Source organism: Streptomyces sp. NPDC008001, from assembly GCF_042958085.1.
In the GTDB taxonomy this organism is placed as follows: domain Bacteria; phylum Actinomycetota; class Actinomycetes; order Streptomycetales; family Streptomycetaceae; genus Streptomyces.
Genome location: NZ_JBIBIZ010000001.1, coordinates 230,159 through 247,529 on the forward strand (window position 1 = coordinate 230,159; position 17,371 = coordinate 247,529).

Below are 17,371 nucleotides of genomic sequence, written 5' to 3' on the forward strand. Positions count from 1 at the left end.
GGGCCCCCCCCCCCCCCCGGGCGCCGGGGCCGCCGGCCCCCGGGGGCCGGGGGCCCCCCCCCCGCCGGGGCCCCGGCCCCCCCCCCCCCCCGGGGGGGCCCGGGGGGGGGGGGGGGCGCCCCCCCCCCCCCCCACCCCTCGTCACTCACCAGCCCGCTCAGGTGCGACGGCGCTTGAGCGCCTTCCGGATGAAGTGGATCGCCAGGGCGATCAGCGCCACGATGAGCACGATCACCAGGATCAGCACGATGATCAGGAAGATGCCGAGCTTCTTGAAGAAGCCCTTTTTCTTCTTCTTCTCCTTCTTCGGCTTCTTCGCCGCCGTCGTCACGTGGTCCTTCCCGGACCGGTGGTGCGAGGCCTGCAGCGCGTTCGCGGCGCCCGACTGCACAGCGCCCGTCTGCGCGGTGCCCGCGGCCGTGGTCACCTCGGCCCGGCCCTCGGCCGTGACGGCCGCGGCGGCCACGGCGGCCGGGCGGGCCTGCTCCACGGCCTGGGCCGAGGCGGGGGAGACCAGCAGGGAAGCACCCAGCGCCAGCGCCGCGACGACGGCCGCCCGGCGGGCCCGCTGCCACCGCCGCCGTACGACGGGCACCGCCGCACCCGCCCGCTGCTCGTCGTCCATCAGCTCAGCGTTCATTGACGCCCCCATCGGTGTTCCGGGTGTTCTTGCACATACAGATGCCCTCCGGCGGCACCGGCCACGGGGCCGCTCCGCCGGAACGCGGCCCCTATTATCTGCACACCGACAAGCGGCCCAGCAGGGCGCACGGAAGCTCTGGAACCAAACCGGAACGATCGGCTCCTGAGGCTGGGTCACTATCTCGCCGTATGGGCGGATTGGAGCTCCCCATGCCCCCCACGCGCCCCGCGGCCCGGCTGATGCTCGCGCCGCAGTACTCCTCCACGGCCGAACTGCTGGCGGCCGCGGCCCGGCGGCGCGGGATGCGGGTGGAGACCCTGCCCCGCGGCGCGGACATGGCGGACTCCCGGGACGGGGAGGACACAGAGGCCCACTACTACGGCGGCCCGCTCTTCGCCGCCCGGGTCCGCGACCGCCTGGGCCTGGGTCTGCTGGAGCCCGCTGGCGACTGGCTCGCCGAGCTGCCCCGTGCGTTCTCCGGCCGCGCGATCCGCACCGCCACCCTGGCCGAAGCCCGCGCACTCGCACGGCCCGCCTTCGTGAAGCCGCCCACCGCCAAGAGCTTCCCGGCCGCCGTGTACGGCGACGGCAGCGGGCCGCCCGCCGGGCCCGGACTGCCGCTGTGGACGCCCGTCCAGATCAGCGAAGTCGTCACCTGGCACTGCGAGGTGCACCTGTTCCTGCTGGACGGTGAGGTCCGTACGGGCAGTCAGTACGCCGTCTTCGGCCGTCTCGACGCCGTGCCGCTCGGCGGCCACCCGCAACGCGCCGAGATCCTGGACTTCGCCTCCCGGCTGACCGGGGCGGCCGGGCACACCCTGCCCAGCGCGGTCGTCGTCGACGCCGGCCTCATGTCGGCCGGGGGCGGCGCGCCCCGGTGGGCCGTGGTGGAGGCGAACATGGCCTGGTTCAGCAACTGCTACGCCGCCGACCCGTACGCGGCCCTCGACGTCGTCCTGCGCGCCGCGGGCCCGGCGTCCCGGGTGACCGAGCGGGACCGCCCCTTCAGTGGCTGAGACGGCAGCGGCAGTCACCCGCGACGGCCGGTACTGGCGCTACTGGCCGCCGTTGCGGGTCGCCTGCTCCTTGAGTTCCTTGTCCAGCCACTTCAGTACCACCGGGTACTCCTCGCGCCACGTCTGGAAGTTGTGGCCGCCCTCGTCGCGGACGAGCTTGTCGACCCTCACCGGTGGTTTGGCCTTCTGGGCGAACTTCAGGCTGGGGCCGTAGTTGTCCTCGTTCTTGCTGGTGCCCAGGAGCAGGGACACCGGCGGCGGGGGCATGTGCTCCAGGCGCCAGGTGAGGTCCTGCTCGTTCCGGTACGCCTTGCTGCCGGCGTAGAGGTCGCCCGTCTTGCCGTCCTGCCGGGCGAAGTAGTCGGCGGACAGGCCGGCTGCCGCGCCGTACCGGGCGGGATTGGTCATCGCGAGCTTCAGCGCGCAGTAGCCGCCCGTGGAGTTGCCGACGGCGCCCCAGCCGGCGGGGGAGCCGTCGGCGCGGTAGGCGTCGGTCACGGCCAGCGGCAGGTCCTGGTTGAAGAACGTGAGCGCCTGCGGGCCGCCCGGCACGTCCGTGCAGTTGGTGTCGCGGTCGGCGACCACCGAGGGCCGGACGAGCACGTAGATCGTCGGCCTGATCTCCTTCTTCATGATGGCGGTGGAGGCGACCTGCGGGATCTTCAGCTGCGTGATGAGGTTCTTGGAGACCCCCGGCTGGCCGGTGATCGCCACCACCACCGGGAACTTCTCCTTCTCGTGCTCCTTCTGGAAGTACTCCGGCGGCAGATAGGCGTAGCCGTCCATGCCCAGCCCGCTCACCGGGCCGCGGATCTCGATGCGGTCCACCTGGCCGGCCTTCTCGCGGGTCCCCTTGAGGCCGATGGACTCCTGGCCCTTAACGGTGAGCGCGGGCGGCCGCTTGCCGCCGTCCGTGCCGCGCTGCATGACCTGCTTGCTCGACGCGCGGCCCAGCAGCTCGTTCCAGGTGGAGTAGAAGCCGAACTCGTTGTTGGCGGCGACGAGGAGCACCGCGAGGATGCTGACCTGCGTCACCACGAGCAGGCCGATCCGGCCGGCCACCGCGAGCGGGCTCTTACGCGCAGCGCGCGGCCACAGCCACAGGACGAGCACGCTCACCGCGACGGCGATGAGCGCGAGGACGAGCAGGAACGTCTGGGACGTCAGGCCCACGGCAGTCACTCCTCTTGGAGGGTGGTCTCCAGAAGAGAGGGGGATACGAGCGGACGAGGTTGAGTCATTTAACGATGAATTTCAGTTTTTCACTGTATAGGGACATTGCGGAGTGCGCCCGCCGCCGACCTGCCGCCGCCGGCCTGCTACCCGCCCGCCACCGGCTCTCCGAGCAGCATCTCCTCGCGCTCCGGGTCCAGCCCCGGCAGCGGGCGGTCCGGCCGCTGCGGCGCCCGGCCGCCGATCCGCCGCAGCCACGCCCATGTGTCCGCCACGGTCTCCGCCGCGGGCCGGCAGTGCAGGCCCGCCGCAACGGCCTTGGAGGCGTCACCCATGTGCAGTACGTCGTAGAGCTCGCCGGGCGGGACCCACACCGGCAGGTCGGTCCACGGCTCGACGCCGGCGGCGAGGATCCGCTCGGGTGCGGTCCAGCGCAGCTCGGCACCGGAGCCCGTCACCCGGACGCACGCCTCCAGGAGCTCGCCCATGGTGGTGTGGCCGGGCGGGCTCACCAGGTTGTACGGGCCGCCGAGCCCCGCGCCGAGGGCGTCGAGGATCCATTCGGCGAGGTCGCGCACGTCGATGTACTGCAGCCCCAGACCGCGCGGGCCGGGGGCGAGGACGGGCCCGCCGCGGGCGATCCGCCCCAGCCACCACGGCAGCCGGCCCAGGTTCTCGCCGGGGCCGAGGATCAGCCCGGCCCGCACCAGCAGGGCCCGGTCGCCGAAGGCGCCGAGGGCGGCCAGCTCTCCGCCGCGCTTGGCCTCCGCGTAGGCCGCGTTGCCCGCGTCGTCCATGTGGTCCGCGTCCGGCGATCCGCCGACCACGGGCCACTCCTCGTCGTGTCCGGCGGGTGAGGGGTAGACGTACACCGAGCCGCTGGAGACGTAGGCGTACCGCCCGGCGCGCCCGGCCAGGAGCCGCGCCGCGTCCCGTACCGCCGAAGGCGCCCACGACCAGGTGTCGACGACGGCGTCCCACTCGCCGTGGGCGAGGGCGCGCAGGCCGTCCGGTGCGGTGCGGTCGCCGTGCAGGGACGCCGCCCCCTCGGGCGGGGCGTGCCGGCCCCGGTGGAAGACCGTCACCTGCCAGCCGCGGGACAGCGCCGCCTCGGTGACGGCCCGGCCCGCGAACTCCGTGCCGCCCAGTATCAAGAGCCTCATGCCCCCACCCTGCCTCTTGGACCCCGGCTCGGGGAAGAACCCGAGGGGAGCGGGACGGGCGATCGGCGCAGCCGGACGGGCGGTCGGACCGGCGGCCGGGACGGCGGTCGCATACGGAAGATCGCGGCGCGGAAGGAGGGCAACCTTACTTAGAGGGCGAGGAGTTGCTTCCGGTTGCGTCCGGGCTTGGCGAGCGATCTTGTGTGGCGAGATCACTTGCGGCGGCGGCCGGGGGATGTGGGCACTTATCAGGCGGCAAAGGCGAAAAGTCGGACGGCCGTCATCCGGCCGATCTCGGAACGCTCCGCCGCTCGCGGGACCCGTGGGGCGCCGGGGAGCGCGCGCCGGGGAGCCTGCGGCGTGCGCCCATGTTGCCACAGGTCACCGATGCCGCCGCGAAGTCCTGCGACGGAACGGCCCGTCCCGGTCGGCATGATCGCGCGGCGGCCAATTCCGGCCACTACTGCGCGAGTTCAGCCCGCCTCATGCCGAGTGGGCCAGCGAGACCTCCGGGCATGGCGCACTATATGCCTGGGCGGTCGAGAGACCGTTGAGGGACGCAAGTGCCTCTCGATCCGTGGCACCTGTGTGCCCGCCGCCCGCGCTACGCCGTGCGGTCCGGCTCCGGCCGTGCGGCTCGGTCACGGGCGTCGGTGTCCGGGGCCGTGGGGGGATCCGGCAGGCGGTCGGGTGGGGAGGCGCGACCGCCGTGGGGCCGTGCCATTGGGGATCAGTTGGGGATCGACACGATGTGCGGGCCGCGCCGCCGGCCCTGCGCACACGTGTCTTCGGACCGGGGGCCGCGCCGTGCGCGCCGCCCTCCTGGGGGGAGAATCCTATGGGTCGTCCGACCCGTCTTGCCGCAGTGCTGTCTGCGGCCGCTCTGCTCGCCGTCGCCGCTCCGGCCGGCGGCGCCCACGCCGCCGACCCGGCGCCGAGGATCGATCTGCAGGTCCTCGTCGTGGACGACGGCGGACCCGCCACGGAGGCGCTGCGCGCCGAGCTCGACGGCGCGGGAACGCCGTACACCAAGGTGGACCTGACGGACAGCAGCCGGAAGCGCATCGACGAGGCGTTCCTGAGCGACACCGTCGACGGCAGACCGCGGGCCAGGTTCCAGGGCGTCGTGCTGCCCAACGAGAACCCGTTCGGTGCGGGCTCGCCGGAGATGGCCGCCCTGGCCACGTACGAGAAGCGCTTCGGCATCCGGCAGGTCGACGCGTACACGTACGCGAGTCCCAAGGTCGGGCTCACCACCCCCCAGGACGGGGGAGGCTACAGCGGCCCGCTCGACGGGAAGACCGCCCAGGTGACGGCCGACGGCGCCACGGGACCCTTCGGCTACCTCAAGAAAAACGTTCCTTTCGAGGACAACGACACCGCCGTCAACGAGAGCTACGGCTATCTCGCCGCGCCCCTCGCGCAACAGGAACAGGGCGCCTCCTACACCAGCTACCTGGACGCGCCCATTCCAGGCAGCACCGCGCGCGGCTCGCTGATCGGCCAGTACACCCACGACGGCCGCAGCGAACTCGTCGTCACCTTCGTCGCCAACCAGTACCAGAGCCAGTTCCGGCTGGTCTCCCGCGGCATCGTGGAGTGGCTGACCCAGGGCATCCACCTGGGCGCCTCCCGCAACTACTTCGGCGTGCACGTGGACGACGTCTTCGCCTCCGACGACCGCTGGGACGCCAAGCGCAAGTGCACCCCCGGCGACGTCGACTGCCCCGGCAACCCCAGCCCCGACAGCCCGCCGATCCGGATGACGGCGGCCGACGCGCAGTACGCCAAGCAGTGGTCGCAGAGCCACAACCTGCCGCTCGACCTGGCCTACAACGGTGTCGGCAGCGAGGAGTACAAATCGGAGCACGGGGGGACGTACGACCCGCTCCTCGACCAGCTCCGCACCGACCAGAAGTCCTTCCGCTGGATCAACCACACCTACACCCACGCCTTCCTGGGCTGCGTGCAGAACACCACCGTCGTCCCCTGGAAGTGCGCCACCGACCTCCTCGGCAACGTGCGCTGGGTACCCCGCACGACGATCAGCGGCGAGATCGGCAACAACCTGGACTGGGCCGCGCGCCAGGGCCTGAGCCTCGACAGGGACGAGCTGGTGACCGGTGAGCACTCCGGTCTGAAGACCCTTCCCCAGCAGACGAAGGACAATCCCGAACTCGCCCCGTCCCTCACCCAGTACGGCGTCGGCTGGATAGGCAGCGACAACTCGCGCGAACCCCAGCAGCGCCAGGTGGGCCCCGCGCTCACCGTGCCGCGCTACCCGATGAACGTCTACTACAACGTCGGCAAGGCCATCGAGCAGACCGACGAGTACAACTGGCTGTACACGAAGAAGGCCGACGGCGGCAGCGGCACCTGCGAGAACTCGTCCACGACCACCTGCCTCAAGGCCCCGCTGGACGTCAGGAGCGGCTTCACCTCGTACATCGTGCCCCTCGAAGCGCGCATCGCCATGAGCCACGTCCTGGCCAACGACCCGCGGCCGCACTTCATGCACCAGTCCAACCTCGCCGAGGAGCGGATCGGCTACACCGTCCTGGAGAAGGTCCTCTCCGACTACTCCGCCCTCTACGCCGGCAACACCCCGCTGGTCAACCTCCGCATGCGCGACATCGGCGGGGAGATGAGCAAGCGGGCCGCCTGGAGCGCCGCGCTCGCCTCCGGCAAGGCCACCGCCTACCGCATCGGCAGCGTGGTCACCGTCTCCGCACCCGCCGGCACCCAGATCTCCGCCACCGCGCCCGGCGGCACCGTGCGCAGCGACACCAACTCCGCCTTCGGCGAGGCCTACGCCGGCCTGCGCTCCGGCTGGGCCGCCCCCGCCGCCGCCCAGACCCGGCTCGACCTCACCCTGCCGGCAGGCAGCACCCCGGCCGCCCGCGCGCTGACCTCCGCGACCGCCCGCGTACAGCCCCCGGCCGCCACCTCGCTCCCGGTTCCCCAGGGCGTCACCGGACGCGTGCCGTACGGCCCCGGGGCCGCCACCCGGCGCTGACCGGCCCGTCATGACTCCGTGCCGCACCACCCCTTGCACCGCCGACACTGGAGAGAACCGAGTTCTATGCACGGACCGCCTGCCGAAACGGCATCCGACACTCCCGCGGTGACGCTGCTCACCGAGGGAACGTACCCGCACAGCCATGGCGGAGTGAGCGTGTGGTGCGACCAGCTCGTCCAGGGCATGCCCGACGTCGACTTCCGGGTCATCGCGGTCACCGGCACCGGCCGCGAACCGCTGGCCTGGGAACTCCCGCGCCACGTCCGGGGGGTGGAGAGCCACCCCCTGTGGGGACCGCCGCCCCCCGGGCGCGCACCGCGCGGCCGGGACCTGCGCTCCTTCCTCACCGCCTACGAGCAGTTCCTGCTGTCCCTCCTGGACCCGGACCAGGAACGCCACTTCGCCCGCACCTTCTACCGCCTCGCCGACCACGCCCCCTCCGGCACCCTGTCGGCCGCCCTGCGCGGCGAGGCCGCGGCCCGCACCCTCGTCCGCGTCTGGAACCGCTCGCACCTGCACACGGCAGCCGCCCGGCCGACCCTGCACGACGCCCTGCTCGCCACCGACCTGCTGGAACACGCGCTGCGCCCGCTCGCCGCGAACCCGCCCGCCGAAGGCGTCACCCACGCCGTCAGCGGAGGGCTCGCGACGCTGCCCGGCCTGATCGCCCACCACCGGCACGGCACGCCCTTCCTCCTCACCGAACACGGCATCTACCTGCGCGAGCGCTACCTGAGCTTCCGGGCCGAGTCCTACCGGTGGCCCGTCAAGGCCCTCATGCTCGGCCTGTTCCGGCTCCTCGCGGTGGAGAGCTACCGGTGCGCCTCCCTGGTCACTCCCGGCAACCGCTACAACCGGCGCTGGGAGGAGCACGGCGGCACCCCGCCGGACCGCATCCGCACCGTCTACAACGGCGTCGACCCGGCGGCGTTCCCGCCCGCCGGGCCCGAGCCGGAGAACCCGACCCTCAGCTGGGCCGGGCGCGTCGACCCCATCAAGGGCCTGGAGACGCTCATCCGCGCCTTCGCGCTCGTCCGCAAGGAGATACCCGAGGCCCGGCTGCGGCTCTTCGGCGGCACCCCGCGCGGCGGCGAGGGCTACCGCACCGCCTGCGAGAAGCTCGCCGCGGAGCTCGGCGTCGGCGAGGCCGTCGTCTTCGAAGGACGCGTCGACGACATCCGCGACGCCTACGCAGCCGGCAACGTGGTGATGCTCTCCAGCATCAGCGAAGGCTTCCCCTTCACCCTCATCGAGGCCATGTCGTGCGGACGGGCCACCGTCTCCACCGACGTCGGCGGCGTCCGCGAGGCCGTCGGCGACACCGGCCTCGTCGTACCGCCCCGCGACGCCGACGCCATGGCCCGCGCCGCCCTCACCCTCCTGCGCGACCCCGCGCGGCGCGCGGACATGGGGGAGCGGGCCCGCCTGCGGGTGATCGAACAGTTCACCCTCCGGCAGACCATCGACGCCTTCCGCGACATCTACCACGACCTGGCCGGCACCCGCCGGTCCGGCCCCTTCGAACGTCCCCGGCACACACCGGTCCAGCCGGACCCGGCCGTCGCGGACGCCGAGAGACCCGTCATGGCCATGGCCGCGGGCGGTGCGGGATGAGCGGCTTACTGCGCCTCGTACCCGACGAGCCCGAGCCCGCCCACGACCTGGCGGCCGCACCCGTACCGGTGCGGCCCCGGCCGCGGCCCCGCTGGGCGGCCGACCCCGTCGACGAACTCGCCGAGGAACTGGCCGAGGTGTGCGCCGCGGCCGTCCACCCCGACGAGATCGCGGCCGTCCTGGAGGCCGACGGACTCACCGGCGAACAGATCACCGAACGCTACGGGCGCGCCGACGCCTTCGAGCTCGCCGCGGAGCTGTACGCACGCGTGCCCCGCAGCCACCCCGAGCCGGGGCCCCGCCCGGACCCCTGGAAGGTGCACCCCGGCCGGTTCGTCCTGCGGGCCCTGGTGTTCACCCTGCCCGGCTTCGGCTACTCCCTCGCCGCGCCCCTCATGGCCGGCGCCCGGGACGGCTACGGCCTGCCGCAGGGCACCACGGGGCTCGTCGCCTCCGCCCTCGTGGCCTGGGCGTGGAACCAGGCCCTCGCCCACCGCGCCTACCTGCGGCTGGCGACGGGCGGCCGCACCGCGGCCGCCCGCTGCCTGCAGTGGGGCGCCCCGCTCGGCGCCCTCCTGGCCGTGGCCGCCGCCACGGCCCTGCCCGGCCTGGCCGGGGTCACCGCCTTCGCGGCGGGCCAGGCCGCCTACCTCGCCGCGGCCACCGTCCTCCTGGTCCTCGGCCGGGAGAAGCTGCTGCTCCTCACCCTCGCGCCCACCACGGCCGGGGGAGCGGCACTCCTCTTCGTCCAGCCGCCCGCCGCCGTCCGGACCGGCCTGCTCCTGGCCACCGCCTGCGGCGTGCTCGGCACGGCCGCGTACGAGATCCTGCGCGCCCGCCGGGAAGGGAAACCACCCGCACAGCCCGCCCTGTCGCCACTCGCCTCCGTCCCGTACGGCCTGTTCGGCCTGGGCTGCGGCGTGCTGACGACCCTCGCCGCCCTCGGCGACGTCCTGCGCCGCACCCCCGGCGCGACCACCGCCGGAGCCGCCGTCATCGCGCTCACCCTCAGCATGGGCGTCGCGGAATGGCTGCTCTACCGCTGCCGCGGCACCGCCCTCGCGGCACTCGCCCGCTCCACCACCACCGCCGGACTGAAACTCGGCGCCGCGCGCATCCTGGGCCTGTGCGTCGCCGCCTACCTCGCGGCGCTCGCCGTGCTCTCCCTGGCCGCCGGGGCCCTGTGGCCCGACGGCCCGCCGGTCACGGCCGCACGGATGGCCGCCCTGCTCGCCCTGGGCACCGTTCTGTGGACCGGGCTGCTCCTCCAGGCCTTCGGCGTCGCCTGGCCCCCGGCCCTGCTCTGCCTCGGCGCGGCCGGCGCCGAAGCGGCCGCGCTCGCCCTGCGGTTCGCCGCTCCCGTCGCCACCCAGCTCGTCGTCTGTACGGCGGCGTCGGCCGGACTGCTGGCCGCCGCCGGCGCCCTGCTCGGCCGGATCACCGCGCACCGCTGACGCACCGTCCGCTCCGCCCGCTCGGCCCGGTTCCGCCCGCACCGCCCGCACCCTTCGCTGTCCGCCCGTTCCGCTCCGTCCGCTCCGCGCTCCGTCCGCTCCGCGCTCCGTCCGCACAGCGCTCCGCACGTTCCCGCTCCGCCGCGGCGCCCGCCGCGTTCCGCCCACGCAAGGGAGACACCCACATGTCCGCACCCGCACCCGTCGCCGTCACCGGCGCGGAAGGATTCATCGGCTCGCACCTGGTGGAAGCGCTCGTCGCCGCCGGCCACCGGGTCCGCGCGATGGTGCAGTACAACTCCTTCTCCTCCTACGGATGGCTGGAGACCCTCCCCGGCGAGGTGATGGACAACGTCGACGTCGTCCTCGGCGACGTGCGCGACCCCGGCTCGGTCCAGGGCCTCGTCACCGGCACGGAGGCCGTCTACCACCTGGCCGCCCTCATCGCCATCCCCTACTCGTACCGCGCGCCGCACAGCTACGTGGAGACCAACGTCACCGGCACCCTCAACGTGCTCGAAGCCGTCCGCCACCTCGGCATCCCGCGCCTGGTCCACACCTCCACCAGCGAGACCTACGGCACCGCGCAGACCGTGCCCATCAGCGAGGACCACCCCATCAACACCCAGTCGCCGTACGCCGCCTCGAAGGCCGGCGGCGACCGCCTCGCCGACAGCTACCACGCCAGCTTCGACGTGCCCGTCGTCACCCTGCGCCCCTTCAACACCTTCGGCCCGCGCCAGTCCATGCGCGCCGTCATCCCCACCGTCATCGGTCAGGTCGCCGCCGGAGAGCGCACCATCACCCTCGGCGACCTGCGCCCCACGCGTGACTTCAGCTACGTCAAGGACACCGTCGCCGCCTTCCTCGCCGTCGGCACCGCCCCCGCCGCCGACGTCGTCGGACGCACCTTCAACTCCGGCACCGGCGAGGAGATCTCCGTCGGCGACCTCGTCACCCTCATCGGCAAGATCATGGACGCCGAGCTGGAGGTCCGCGCCGACCAGGAGCGCATCCGGCCCGCCGCCTCCGAGGTCATGCGCCTGGTGTGCGACGCGACCCGGCTGCGCGCCGCCACCGGCTGGGCCCCCGCGCACACCCTGGAAGAAGGACTCGCCCGCACGGTCGCCTTCTTCCGCGACCCGCTGAACCTCGGCCGGTACAAGGCCGGCATCTACAACGTCTGACGCGGCGGCACCGCTCGCCGCCCGCACCGGCGTCACCCACGCAGAGAGGAACAGCACCCATGCATGTCGTCATTCTTGCCGGAGGCAAAGGCGTCCGGCTGCGTCCCTACACCACCGCCCTCCCCAAGCCCCTGGTGCCCATCGGCGAGGAGCACGCGATCCTGGAGATCGTGATGCGCCAGCTCGTCAGCTCGGGCTTCACCAGCTGCACCCTCGCCATCGGCCACCTCGGCCACATCATCCGCGCCTACGTCGGCGACGGCTCCCAGTGGGGCATACGCGTCGACTACGCCACCGAGGAGAGCCCCCTGGGCACGATGGGCCCCCTCCTCACCATGCTCGACCGGCTGCCCGAGCACTTCCTCGCCATGAACGGCGACATCCTGACCGACCTCGACTTCGGCGACGTGTACCGCACGCACGTGGCGTCCGGAGCCCCGCTGACCATCGCGACCTACGCCCGGCAGGTGAGCATCGACTTCGGCGTGCTGACCACCGAATCGGACAGGGTCGTCGGGTTCGCCGAGAAGCCCCGGATGGACTACCGGGTCTCCATGGGCGTCTACGGAGTCTCGCGCACCGCCCTCGCCCGCTACACCCCCGGCCTTCCGCTGGGCTTCGACGAACTGGTGCTGGATATGCTCGAGGCCCAGACCCCGCCCCGCGCGTACGACTTCGACGGCTACTGGCTCGACATCGGCCGGCCCGACGACTACGACCGCGCCAACCGGGAGTTCTCCCTGCACCGCGACATGCTGATCAAGGGAGTGTGAACGGCAGGCATGCGCATCATCGTCCTGGGCGGCACCGGCTTCCTGGGCCGGCACGCCGCCGAGCGCCTGCGCGCCCTCCCGGGTGCGCAGGTGCTCGCCGCCGGCCGGTCCCCCCGCGCGGACCTCCCCCTCGATCTGGCCCGCGCGGACGCCGGGCGGCTCGCCTCCGCGCTCCGCGAGGCCGCACCGCACGCCGTCGTCAACTGCGCGGGCGCCGTCGGCGGCAGCGCGGTCGGCCTCACCGGCGTCAACGCCCTGGGCCCCGCCGTCCTGTGCGCCGCGCTCGCCGAGGGCGCCCCCGAGGCCCGCCTGGTGCACCTGGGCTCCGCCGCCGAGTACGGGCCGGGCGACCGGGCCCGCACCGAGACCGACCCCGCGGCGCCGCTCGGCCTCTACGGCGCCGCCAAGCTCGCCGGCACCCTCGCCGTCACCGGCTCCGGCCTCGACGCCGCCGTCCTGCGGGTGTTCAACCCCGTGGGCCCCGGCGCGCCCGCCGCCTCGCTGCCCGGCCGCCTCGCCCGGCTGCTGCGCGACGCCCCGCCGGACGGCCGCGTCCGCGTCGGCGACCTCTCCGCCCACCGGGACTTCGTCGACGCCCGCGACGTCGCCGACGCCGTCGCCCTCGCCGTCACCGCGCCCGGGCCCCTGCCGCCCGTCCTCAACATCGGCAGCGGCACGGCCCGGCCCGTCCGCGCCGTCGCCGAAGGCCTGATCGCCGCCGCGGGCTTCCGCGGCCGGCTCGACGAGGACGGCGACGGCTCGCCCCGCTCCGCCGCCGTGCCCTGGCAGGAGGCCGACGTCTCCCTGGCCCGCAAGGCCCTCGGCTGGAACCCGCGCCGTCCGCTGGCCGAGTCCCTCACCGACCTCTGGGCCGAGACCCTGGGCCTGCCCGGGGAGCGCGTCCGATGACCCCGCCGGGGCCGCCGGGCGGCGGGCGGCTGCTCGTCCCGCTCTACGTCCACCCCGCGGCCGACCCCGCGGCCTGGGCCGCCCTCGCCGGCGCCGCGCCCCGGCTCCGCGGCGTCGTCCTCAACGCCGCCGACGGGCCCGGGCAGCGCCCCGACCCCGCCTTCGGCGCCGCCGCGGACCGCCTGCGCGCCGCCGGCGTCCCGCTGCTCGGCTACGTCGACACCGGCTACGGCCGGCGCGCGCCGCGGGCGGTCGTCGCCGACATCCGCCGCCACCGCCGCTGGTACAGCGTGGACGGCGTCTTCCTCGACCAGGTGCCCGTGACCGCCGCGCCGCTGCCCCACTACCGCCGGCTCGTGCTGCTCGCCAAGGCGCTCGGCGCGGGGACGGCCGTCCTCAACCCCGGCACCCATCCCCACCCCGGGTACGCCCGGATCGCGGACCTCCTCGTCACCTTCGAGGGCGACTGGGAGACCTATCGCCGGGCCGCCATCCCGCCCTGGACCGCCGACCATCCTCCGGCCCGCTTCTGTCACCTCGTCTACGGCGTCCCGCCCGGTGGTGCGGCCCACGTGGCCCGCACGGCGGACGGCCGCGGGGCGGGGGTGCACTGCGCCGTGCCGGGCGAGGGCACGAACCCGTGGCGCTCGCTGCCCTACCTGAACGAGGACCCGTCCCGGCCGGGTGGGCTCGGCCCCGGGAAGGGCGACGCCGGGGACGAGCCGGTCGCGGGCCGGCCGGTGCCGGGTGAGTCCTGGCGCGGGGCGGGCGACGGCGTACTGCCGGCGGACGGCGGCCCGCACGGGCCGGCCCTCTCCTCGGGCCGGGCGTCATCCCACGGGTGGGGTCCGTTCCGGCGCGGGGCGCCCTCGTTCCGGGCGCGCACCTGCGCAGAGCCGCTTCCGGGGAGGGCGCGGTGAAGCGGCGGCAGCGGTCGTGCGCCGCCCTGTTCGCGCTGCTCGTGCTGGCAGCCCTGGCCGGGTGTTCGGCCGGTGAGCCCGATGACGGGCCCGATGACGACCATGGCGACAGGCCCGCGCCCACGACATCACGTGCGCCCGGGTCCGGCTCCTCCGGCGGGACCGGCCGCCCGGGCGGCCCGCACTGGCAGCCCCGCCCCGGTCTGCGCTGGCAGTGGCAGCTCGACGGCAAGGTCGACACCGGTGCCGGCGTCCCCGTCTACGACATCGACGGCTTCGAGAACTCCGCCGGTACGGTCAAGGAGCTGCACGACCGCGGCGCCAAGGTGATCTGTTACGTCAACGCCGGCGCCTGGGAGGACTTCCGTTCCGACCAGAAGGCGTTCCCCAAGCGGCTGCTGGGCGAGCGGAACAAGGGCTGGAAGGGCGAGAAGTGGCTGGACATCCGCCGCCTGGACGAGCTCCGGCCGATCATGGCGGCCCGCTTCGACATGTGCCGTGAGAAGGGGTTCGACGCCGTCGAGCCGGATCTGACGGAGGGTTACCGCAACCGCACCGGCTTCCCGCTGTCCGGGGACGACCAGCTCGCCTTCAACCGGATGCTGGCCCGGCTCGCCCACGACCGCGGCATGGCCGTCGGGCTGAAGAACGACCTCGACCAGATCCCGGCCCTCGTGGGCGACTTCGACTTCGCGGTGAACGAGCAGTGCGCCGAGTTCGAGGAGTGCGAGAAGCTGACGCCGTTCATCAAGGGCGGCAAGGCGGTCTTCCACGTGGAGTACGCCCTGGAGCCGAAGGAGTTCTGCCCCACGGCGCAGCGGCTCGGCCTCAGCTCCATGCGCAAGAAGCTCGAACTGGACGCGTGGCGGGAGCCGTGCGGGTGACGGGCCCCGGCCGACCGGCCGGGCCGCGGCCGGCCTGCCGGGCCCGGTCCGCCGATCAGGCCTCGCCCACGTACACCCATCCGCCGTCCTCGCGCACGAAGCGGCTGTTCTCGTGCTGGGAGTCCGCGTGGCCCCCGGCCGTGTAGTGGGCGCGGAACTCCACCGTCCCCTCCTGGTGGAACGCCGTGCCGCCGGTCGTGCCCAGGATCTCCAGCCGGGTCCACCGCACGCCGGGGTCGAAGTCCAGGCTGCCGGGCCGGGTGGTGGAGTGCCAGGTGCGCAGGAGGTAGGCGGCGTCCCGGACGGCGAACGCGCTGTAGCGCGAGCGCATCAGCCGTTCGGCGGTCGGGGCCGCCTTCCGGCCGTCGTGCAGGGCGCCGCAGCAGTCGCCGTAGGCCGCGCCGAGCCCGCAGGGGCAGGGGGAGGCGGCGGTGACGGCGGGGCGGGGGGACCGGTTTCCGGAGGTTCTGGACATCCTCTGATTGTGCCTGGTCCCCGGCCCTGCCCGGCCCGCCCCGTCGTGAGCGGGCAGGGCTGCGGGGTGCCGCTCAGCCGGCCGCAGGGATGTAAGCGAGCCCGTGCGCGCCCGCCTCGGCCTTCCGGTCGACGTCCAGCGTGGTGATCACGGCCATCCGCTCCAGGTCCACCACGGTCACGGTGCCGGACACGACGTTGGCGACGTAGCCCACCCGGCCGTCCGGTGAGGAGGTGATGGTCAGCGGGAAGCGGCCGACCGGCACCTGTCCGGCGACCTCCAGGGAGCCCGGCGCGAAGACGGTGAGCACCCCGTCCTCATGGGCGCCCAGCACGCCGCCCTCCTCGCCCTCCGCCATCCGCAGCTCGCCGGCGAGGACCGCGCCGGTGACCGTGGTGTGCACCGGGAAGACCACGCCCTGCGTCGGCAGCACGCGCTCCACCTCGTCCGTGACGGCGTCGATCACCCGGATGCCGGGCCGGGCGGCGGGCGCCGTCCCGAAGTCGCTCTTGGGCGCGGCGACGTAGACGTACGCGCCGTCGCGGGAGACGTCCAGCCCCTCGCTGCCCGGCACCGCGACGCGCCCGGCGAACTCGTCCCGCTCCAGGTCCAGGACGGAGACGAACGGAGCCTCCTTGTTCGTGGACCAGCCGCGGCGGCCGTCCGGGGAGATCGCGAACCAGTGCGGGCCGTCGGCCATGACCGGGATCCGCCCGATGCGCCGGCGGGTGTCCGCGTCGAGGATCACGACGCCGCCCGGCGCCGTGTCCGTGGACTCGACGCTGACGTACAGCCGGGAGCGCTCCCGGTCCAGGGCGAGCCCGTGCGGCCCGTGGTCGGGCCCGAGGCCGACGGTGTCGATCACCTTCCGGGCGTCGGCGTCGATGACGGTGAGCTGCCGGGCGCGGCCCTGGTGGGCGCCGTAGTAACCGGACACGTAGGTGCTCGCGCAGTACAGCAGCCGGCGGTCCGGGTCGAAGCACAACTCGTGCGGCTGGGCGGGAACTTCGATGACGTCGAGCCGCTCGTACGTCGCGGCGTCGAAGAAGGTGACGGTCGGTCCGGACTGGCTCACGACGGCCAGGACGTCGCTGCGGTAACCCCTGGTGGTGTTCATGCCCGCATCCTCGGCCGCTTCCCGGGGGCCGTTCCAATGCCGTACGGGCAAGGATGCCTTGCCGCGCGCGCATTCGTGCTGCTCGCGACCGCCGCGGGACGCCGCTGCCGTGGCGGGCGTCACAGCACTTCCCGCCCGGCGGGGCCCGTACTTCCCGTCCCGCGAGCCCGCCATGTGACTCCGTAGGCGGCGCACTGCTGGCGGCGGCGCCCGGCTGCCGGAATCATCTGAACCCCCAACCGTGCCCCCGGGAGGAGTCACCCGTGCTCCACGCGTTCCGCGTACGATCCCGACCGCCGCTCGTCGCGGCCCTGGCCTCACTGCTCCTGACGCTGTGCTGCCCGCCGGCCTCTGCCGTTTCCGTCGCCTCCGCCGCGTCCGTCACGGCTCACGCCGCCTCCTACGATCAGCAGAGATGCGGCAACACCTCCGGCCGGGTGCTGCTCACGCTCGACGACTGGGCCTTCGACCGCTACGAGCGGGCCACCGAGGTCGGCGCCTACCTCCGGGGACGGGGGATCCGCGCGGCGTTCTTCCTCGTCAACGAGTACGCCTCGCAGCACCCGGAGGTCGCCCGGACCCTGCGCCGCCAGGGGCACTGGGTCGGGAACCACACCTGGTCCCACCCCCACTTGACCGGCCTGTCCGACGAGGCCGCCCGCCGGGAGATCCGCGACGGCGTCAGGAGCTCGCTGTTCCGGCCTCCGTACGGGGACTACGGCCCCCGCGAGACCCGCATCGCGGCGGCCCTCGGCGCCCGCGTGTGCACCTGGACCGTCGACACCCTCGACTGGGAGAACACGGACGGCCGCTTCCCCGACCCCGCCACGCTCCGCGCCCGGGTCCGCGACGCCCCCGCCGCGGACAAGCGCGGCGGCGTGATCCTCGGGCACCTCTTCAGCCGCTTCCCTGACGCGCTGCCCGGCATCGTCGACGACCTGCGGGCCCAGGGTTACTCCCTGTGCCGCAACACCGGTCCCACCACGCCGGTGATCGCGGACCCGCTGCGGTGCTGACCGTCCGC

The 17,371-nt window shown here is 74.0% G+C and carries 15 protein-coding genes; 10 read left to right on the forward strand and 5 right to left on the reverse strand.

The window, feature by feature from the left end; all coding sequences use genetic code 11:
* Positions 1-157 precede the first annotated feature (157 nt).
* The gene (locus tag ACFZCD_RS01030; RefSeq protein WP_391826508.1) at positions 158-640 is read right to left on the reverse strand and encodes a hypothetical protein; all 483 of its coding nucleotides are present in this window, start codon (positions 638-640) and stop codon (positions 158-160) included.
* Positions 641-852: 212 nt separating this feature from the next.
* Here ACFZCD_RS01030 and ACFZCD_RS01035 point away from each other — a divergent pair, with 212 nt between their 5' ends.
* Positions 853-1,659, forward strand: coding sequence for an ATP-grasp domain-containing protein (locus ACFZCD_RS01035; protein WP_391826510.1), 807 nt, complete (start codon positions 853-855; stop codon positions 1,657-1,659).
* A gap of 39 nt (positions 1,660-1,698) precedes the next feature.
* Here the strand turns inward: ACFZCD_RS01035 and ACFZCD_RS01040 are convergent, their stop codons facing one another.
* Together ACFZCD_RS01040 and ACFZCD_RS01045 are read right to left on the reverse strand one after the other, a co-directional pair.
* Positions 1,699-2,832: an alpha/beta hydrolase gene (locus ACFZCD_RS01040; RefSeq protein WP_391826512.1), complete on the reverse strand. Its 1,134-nt coding sequence runs from the start codon at positions 2,830-2,832 to the stop codon at positions 1,699-1,701.
* Positions 2,833-2,978: 146 nt separating this feature from the next.
* Positions 2,979-3,995 carry an NAD-dependent epimerase/dehydratase family protein gene (locus ACFZCD_RS01045; protein WP_391826514.1) on the reverse strand — a complete coding sequence of 339 codons (1,017 nt, stop codon included), beginning with the start codon at positions 3,993-3,995 and terminating at the stop codon, positions 2,979-2,981.
* A gap of 838 nt (positions 3,996-4,833) precedes the next feature.
* On the opposite strand from ACFZCD_RS01045, the gene ACFZCD_RS01050 reads away from it, so the two are divergent.
* From ACFZCD_RS01050 to ACFZCD_RS01085, 8 genes are all read left to right on the forward strand, one after another.
* Complete coding sequence (locus ACFZCD_RS01050) at positions 4,834-7,011, forward strand: hypothetical protein (protein WP_391826516.1); 2,178 nt, start codon at positions 4,834-4,836, stop codon at positions 7,009-7,011.
* Positions 7,012-7,077: 66 nt separating this feature from the next.
* On the forward strand, positions 7,078-8,628 hold the full coding sequence (gene pelF / locus ACFZCD_RS01055; protein WP_391826518.1) for a GT4 family glycosyltransferase PelF: 1,551 nt from the start codon (positions 7,078-7,080) through the stop codon (positions 8,626-8,628).
* Entirely contained in the window at positions 8,625-10,082 is a 1,458-nt protein-coding gene (locus tag ACFZCD_RS01060; RefSeq protein ID WP_391826520.1) for a hypothetical protein, read from the forward strand. The genes pelF and ACFZCD_RS01060 overlap by 4 nt, the downstream gene beginning before the upstream one ends.
* A gap of 185 nt (positions 10,083-10,267) precedes the next feature.
* On the forward strand, positions 10,268-11,269 hold the full coding sequence (locus ACFZCD_RS01065) for an SDR family NAD(P)-dependent oxidoreductase (RefSeq protein ID WP_391826522.1): 1,002 nt from the start codon (positions 10,268-10,270) through the stop codon (positions 11,267-11,269).
* 59 nt (positions 11,270-11,328) lie between these two features.
* Complete coding sequence (locus ACFZCD_RS01070; RefSeq protein ID WP_391826523.1) at positions 11,329-12,042, forward strand: NDP-sugar synthase; 714 nt, start codon at positions 11,329-11,331, stop codon at positions 12,040-12,042.
* Between the two features lie 9 nt (positions 12,043-12,051).
* Positions 12,052-12,951, forward strand: coding sequence for an NAD-dependent epimerase/dehydratase family protein (locus tag ACFZCD_RS01075; protein WP_391826525.1), 900 nt, complete (start codon positions 12,052-12,054; stop codon positions 12,949-12,951).
* Entirely contained in the window at positions 12,948-13,871 is a 924-nt protein-coding gene (locus tag ACFZCD_RS01080) for a spherulation-specific family 4 protein (protein WP_391826527.1), read from the forward strand. Before ACFZCD_RS01075 ends, ACFZCD_RS01080 begins: the two co-directional genes overlap by 4 nt.
* Positions 13,868-14,755: an endo alpha-1,4 polygalactosaminidase gene (locus ACFZCD_RS01085; RefSeq protein WP_391826529.1), complete on the forward strand. Its 888-nt coding sequence runs from the start codon at positions 13,868-13,870 to the stop codon at positions 14,753-14,755. Before ACFZCD_RS01080 ends, ACFZCD_RS01085 begins: the two co-directional genes overlap by 4 nt.
* Positions 14,756-14,810: 55 nt before the next feature.
* On the opposite strand, the gene ACFZCD_RS01090 is transcribed toward ACFZCD_RS01085, so the two are convergent.
* Both ACFZCD_RS01090 and ACFZCD_RS01095 read right to left on the reverse strand, forming a co-directional pair.
* A complete protein-coding gene (locus ACFZCD_RS01090; protein ID WP_391826530.1) occupies positions 14,811-15,230 on the reverse strand; it encodes a YchJ family protein in 420 nt (139 codons plus the stop codon).
* A gap of 73 nt (positions 15,231-15,303) precedes the next feature.
* Positions 15,304-16,347, reverse strand: a complete 1,044-nt coding sequence (locus tag ACFZCD_RS01095) for a YncE family protein (RefSeq protein ID WP_391826532.1) — start codon at positions 16,345-16,347, stop codon at positions 15,304-15,306.
* A gap of 263 nt (positions 16,348-16,610) precedes the next feature.
* On the opposite strand from ACFZCD_RS01095, the gene ACFZCD_RS01100 reads away from it, so the two are divergent.
* The gene (locus tag ACFZCD_RS01100) at positions 16,611-17,363 is read left to right on the forward strand and encodes a polysaccharide deacetylase family protein (RefSeq protein WP_391826533.1); all 753 of its coding nucleotides are present in this window, start codon (positions 16,611-16,613) and stop codon (positions 17,361-17,363) included.
* Positions 17,364-17,371 lie beyond the last annotated feature (8 nt).

Coding starts and splice junctions, on each gene's coding strand:
- ACFZCD_RS01090 (WP_391826530.1), bottom strand. CDS start 15,230: ATGTCCAGAACCTCCGGAAACCGGTCCCCCCGCCCCGCCGTCACCGCC.
- ACFZCD_RS01045 (WP_391826514.1), bottom strand. CDS start 3,995: ATGAGGCTCTTGATACTGGGCGGCACGGAGTTCGCGGGCCGGGCCGTC.
- ACFZCD_RS01095 (WP_391826532.1), bottom strand. CDS start 16,347: ATGAACACCACCAGGGGTTACCGCAGCGACGTCCTGGCCGTCGTGAGC.
- pelF (WP_391826518.1), top strand. CDS start 7,078: ATGCACGGACCGCCTGCCGAAACGGCATCCGACACTCCCGCGGTGACG.
- ACFZCD_RS01050 (WP_391826516.1), top strand. CDS start 4,834: ATGGGTCGTCCGACCCGTCTTGCCGCAGTGCTGTCTGCGGCCGCTCTG.
- ACFZCD_RS01065 (WP_391826522.1), top strand. CDS start 10,268: ATGTCCGCACCCGCACCCGTCGCCGTCACCGGCGCGGAAGGATTCATC.
- ACFZCD_RS01030 (WP_391826508.1), bottom strand. CDS start 640: ATGAACGCTGAGCTGATGGACGACGAGCAGCGGGCGGGTGCGGCGGTG.
- ACFZCD_RS01075 (WP_391826525.1), top strand. CDS start 12,052: ATGCGCATCATCGTCCTGGGCGGCACCGGCTTCCTGGGCCGGCACGCC.
- ACFZCD_RS01080 (WP_391826527.1), top strand. CDS start 12,948: ATGACCCCGCCGGGGCCGCCGGGCGGCGGGCGGCTGCTCGTCCCGCTC.
- ACFZCD_RS01035 (WP_391826510.1), top strand. CDS start 853: ATGCCCCCCACGCGCCCCGCGGCCCGGCTGATGCTCGCGCCGCAGTAC.
- ACFZCD_RS01070 (WP_391826523.1), top strand. CDS start 11,329: ATGCATGTCGTCATTCTTGCCGGAGGCAAAGGCGTCCGGCTGCGTCCC.
- ACFZCD_RS01060 (WP_391826520.1), top strand. CDS start 8,625: ATGAGCGGCTTACTGCGCCTCGTACCCGACGAGCCCGAGCCCGCCCAC.